Raw genomic sequence first — 4,735 nt, 5'->3', positions numbered from 1 at the left:
CCGTCGTCGTCGAAATGCTCTGACCCCGCTTCCCCCGGTGAGGCTGGTTTAAAGTACTCGCGAGCTTCAGCTCGCTGCTTGGGGGTTTGTCTTCCCCCCGGCTTGGGATGGCTAAACTGGATGGAATTGGCGAACAAGAAAGCAGGCTCAAACTCCTGAAGTAGATCAAACCCATCCATACAAGATCCGCCCCCCCCTACTTCATTCAAAAATCATCCACATACGTGCCATATTTTCGAACCTCGATGACCCGGATCAACTTCTTCTTCGCATTGAAGCCATAGCTCACCTCATTTTCGTCGTCGATCTTTCGCGAAAAGTAATACTTCACATCACGCTCCATTTGAAGTTCCGTCGGCTCATTTGGAGGAGGATAAATAAGCAAGGTTCCATCAAGAACTACCTCAACTCCGAGCCGCCTCGCCAGTTCATCCGCATCAATTCCCATCTCAATCCGGGGTCGGCGGTTCATGACCAGCGCAAGAGAACATGCCAGCACGACACCCAAGGCAAAACCGACCAGCGCTTTTTTCATGACTTTATCAGCAAGTTATAGAGGTCACGAAACAATTTTCCAAGCACGAACGCCCTTCATCGAAACCTGCATTTCGCACCTTTCGGCCTGCCAGCTCCTTTCGCTCGCCACCCTGAAGCCCCTCGTAACACCGGCCCACTTCCGCCACTCCTCCCAGCAACCCTCCGCCTACTTCCACCACCCAGCCCCGCCACACACCAGCCCCAAAGGGGCTACGCATCATAGCGAAGGGTTGCTGAGCCTTGGCGAAGCTACCCTGGTACCAGGCATCACACGCCGGGAAGCAAACCCAGCACTCCGCACACCCCACGCCCACCAGCAGCGTCTGCAAAAAGCTCCGCCGCGTCCAGCGAGAGTGTCGCCAGCCCCCCGGATGACTTACCAAAGTAGAACTAGGTTCGTCCTCGAACTCGAACTCGAACTCGAACTCGAACTCGATCCCCCCGCTTCGCAAACACTCAAGCCATCGTGACACCATGAACCACCGAGCCCACAATCTCGATCCATCGCATGGCAGACGCCTTCGCCGTCCTCGCCGCTCTCAGTTCGTAGTCTGGAGTTCGCTTCGCGGCCAAGCCCATCCTCGGAGGTCAGGCTTCCAGCCTGACAACGGACCGAGGCGACCCGCCTAAGTCTGAAATCAGCCGCGTGTCCCCCCCTGACTCGCACAAACGCCGGCCTCAACCCACGTGGAAACTTAGAAGCCTCCACAAAGAAAGCAGCCCATCATCGGAGAAAAGATACCAGGCATTTTATAGAATGTGATGATTCAAGACACTGATTTACAAAGCGTCTGATGGATCTTTGCACCTCCGTCCTTGGCGCGCAGGTGGCAGCAGAGGCAGCGGGCTGCGAATAAGATGCCGGGCATTCCGCGTGCGCTGCACAACATCCGCCCAGCCATCCCCAAACCACGGAGAGCAGCCCCCATTCGCCACCGCCATGTTTCATCCTCAACCATGAAACGCAACGATCCCATCTCCCACCTCATGTCCCGCAATGTGATCACCGCCCACCACGGCGATCCCATCTCCAAAGTACGCGCCCTCGTCCGCCAGCACGGCGTCCATCACCTCCCCGTCGTCAATGGCGACCAGCTCGTCGGCATCATCTCCTGGACCGACATCCTCCGCGTCAGCTTTGGCGACGCCTTCAACACCGACGAACGCACCGTGGACGCCACGCTCGATCACACCCTCTCCCTGGAGCAGGTCATGGAAAAGAGCCCCGTCACCCTCGCCGAAACCGGCACCGTCCGTGAAGCCGCCGAACTCCTCGCCGGCGGCACCTTCCACGCCCTCCCCATCGTCTCCGGCACCAAGCTCGTCGGCATCGTCACCACCACCGACCTCATCAAATACCTCCTCGATCAGTTCTAGCCGAGGCGCAGTTCCAAAGGCCCTCCGCCAAGGCCCCTCGCAAATTCCATATCACGCACAAGCAACCGAGCAGCCCATCCCCATTTGGACTGCGGTCGCGAAGTGAGGAACGAACGCAGCTACCGCTTTCGCCGGCCCCGGTGACTCCCTCACACCAGCCAATACCCGAAAGCGGCAGCCGCTAATTCTTCGCAGTCCCCGATCACCCCACGCCCACCACGCGCTTCTCGAAAGCGGTATCGCGGTTCGCAAAACTCATTTCCGTTTAGCACGCAGATTCTCGTTCGCGGATTCAGCGAAGAATGGGCTGCCGCTTTCCGCAGGCCACGTCCGCTCACGCACCCCCAGCCCCCTCGAAAACACCACCTGCGCCACCGCATTACGGACGCGCCCCATCAACAGCCCAGCCCCAAAGGGGCTGCGTAATTCAGCCCAGGGATGCCGAGCGATAGCGAGTGCTTCCCTGGGTTCTACGCATCAGCATCGGAAAGCAAACCCAGCACTTTCGGTACAAGCGACGCCCACCAGCAGCGTCTGCAACCAGTCCCGCAGCGCACTTGCGCCGCAAACAATCGGCGCTCAAATTCCATCTCCCCGATCACGGCTCAAGACTGAGAGCCATTCCATCCAGGCACGAACGCACCCCGCATTCCTCTTTGCCCCGCGCCGAATGCTGAGATAGGCTCCTCCAGCATGCCCAAAACTCGGAGCCTACTTTTCGCCGCAGCCCTTCTCGCCTTTCCCACCGCCCACTTCGCGGCCGGGTTGGATGAGACTGCGGAATACGTCTCCGCCCAGCAGGCCCTCGCAGACGGACTCCCCGGCGTCGCCGCCGTCAAGGCCGAGCGCCTCCTCAAGCTCAAAGGCTGGACCCGCGTCGAGACACGCCAGCTCGCCACCTTCGCCGCCGAGGCCTGGACCCGTGCCACCGAAGGCACACGCGTCCTCGCCATCACAGACACCTACGATCTCGATGACGAACCCTTCTGGCGCGGCCAGGGACTCGCCCTCACCGGAGACCTCACCGCCGCGCGCCAGGTCCTCACCGAGCAAACCACCCCCCAGCAGCACCCGCGCACGCCCCTGCTTCTCGCGCAGCTCCTCGCCAACCTCGGAGAAAACGCCGCCGCCCGCGATGCCCTCGCCCCCCTGCTCACCTCCACCGATGCCCCCCTGCAAAACCAGGCACGCCTCCTCCAAAGCGAGATCGACATCAGCGAAGGCAAACCCGCCAGCGGACTCCCCGCCACCGCAGAGAAAGACGATGCCGCCACCCGCTTCCTCCGCGCACGCGCCCTCCTCCAAAGCGGCAAGATCACCCCCGCCAAAGAAATGCTCCAGTCCGTGCTCAGCGCCCCCCAGGGCGGAGAGCGCATCCATCAGGCCGCCCAGCTCCTCCAGGTAGAGGCCCTCCTCCAGCAGCATCAGGCCACCGAAGCCCAGAAGCAGCTCACCAAGCTCCTCGATGCGAACGCAGACAGCCCCCTCTGGGTCGAGGCCTTTGACCTCCTCAACCGCGCCCATCAGGAAATCCCCACCACCGGCACCATCCCCGAAGGCGTCCTCCGCTGGGTCTCCGCCGGAAACACCGCCCAGCAGCAGCCAGACCCCTCCCCCTTCCTCGTCGCTGCCACCGCCGAATTTCGCGGCCACGCCATCTACCTCACCGCCCAGTGGCTCGCCGCCCAGCACCGCGATGACGCAGCCGTCAGCATGCTCGAAGCCCTCATCCAGCTTCACCCCAATCACCCGCGCCTCAGCGAAGCCATGCAGCAGGCCATGGAGATCTACGCCAGGCGCAACATCGACCAGCGCGTCAAAACCCTCGCCGAAGCCTGGCACCAGAAATTCCACACCTCCTCCGTCCCCGTCGACTTCGCCCTCGGCAGCCTCCACTACCGCCGCGGCGAGACCCGCGAAGCCCTCCAGATGTTTCAAGACGCTGCCAACGTCGCCACCACCCTCACCGAGCGCCGCCGCGCCCTCTTCAATGCCGCCGTTGCCGCCATCACCGACAGCGACTTCCCCCTCTACCGCAGCCTCCTCGGCCAGCTCGATCTCATTTCCAACGCCGCCGCCACCGGCCCCGAAAGCGCCGACACCGCCGCCATGCTCGAGCTCGAAAAAGCCCTCTTCCTCGCCTCCAGCCGCAAGCCCGAAGCCGAAGCCGCCCTCCGCAACTTCATCCGCACCCACCCCAAGCACCCCCGCTTCGCAGACGCCTGCATCGCCCTCACCGAATGGTGCCTCCTCGCCACCCCGCCCCGCATTGACGACGCCCTCAAAGCACTCGACAACGCCAGCACCGCCCCCGGCCAGCTCCCGCCCCAGCAGCAGCAGCGCATCCTCTACACCCGCCTCTGGCTCAGCGATGCCGCAGGCGATTTGAAAACCCTCATCACCCAAGGCGCAGACTTCCTCAAGCTCTGGCCCAAAAGCCCCCTCCTCCCCGAAGTCCGCATGAAGATCGCCGGCGCCTACTACCGCCTCGAAGACTTCGCCAATGCCCGCACCGAATTCGAAATCATCGCCCATGATTATCCCGACACCGAGCAGGCAGACACCGCCCTCTACTTCGCCGCCATGTCCGCAACCTCCGTCATGAGCGAAGACGGCCGCAAACGCGCCCTCGAAATCTGGGACGAACTCGCCCAGAAAAACGGCCCCCTCGCCGTCGCCTCGCGCAGGCAGCAGGCCCTCTCAGAGCGCCTCCAGGGAAACCACGCCGCCGCCCTCGCCGTCCTCGACAAAGTCCTCGCCATGAAAGCGCTCGATCCCGCCCAGCGCCTCATGATCATCTGTGAAAAAGCCGAGCTCCTCC

General features: G+C 62.5%; 3 protein-coding genes. 2 read left to right on the top strand and 1 reads right to left on the bottom strand.

Annotated elements, in window-relative coordinates; genetic code table 11:
- Positions 1-205 precede the first annotated feature (205 nt).
- The gene (locus ACIREA_RS26900) at positions 206-535 is read right to left on the bottom strand and encodes a hypothetical protein (protein WP_397385409.1); all 330 of its coding nucleotides are present in this window, start codon (positions 533-535) and stop codon (positions 206-208) included.
- A 959-nt stretch (positions 536-1,494) separates the two neighbouring features.
- Between ACIREA_RS26900 and ACIREA_RS26895 the strand changes: the two genes are divergently transcribed.
- Positions 1,495-1,914, top strand: coding sequence for a CBS domain-containing protein (locus ACIREA_RS26895; RefSeq protein ID WP_397385408.1), 420 nt, complete (start codon positions 1,495-1,497; stop codon positions 1,912-1,914).
- Between the two features lie 693 nt (positions 1,915-2,607).
- Positions 2,608-4,735 (top strand): tetratricopeptide repeat protein (locus tag ACIREA_RS26890; RefSeq protein ID WP_397385407.1); only part of this gene is annotated, 2,128 nt, incomplete at its 3' end.

This window comes from Prosthecobacter sp. (assembly GCF_044373815.1).
In the GTDB taxonomy this organism is placed as follows: Bacteria; Verrucomicrobiota; Verrucomicrobiia; order Verrucomicrobiales; family Verrucomicrobiaceae; genus Prosthecobacter.
The sequence above is the reverse complement of the archived record's forward strand: the minus strand, read 5'-3'. Positions and strand labels throughout refer to the sequence as shown.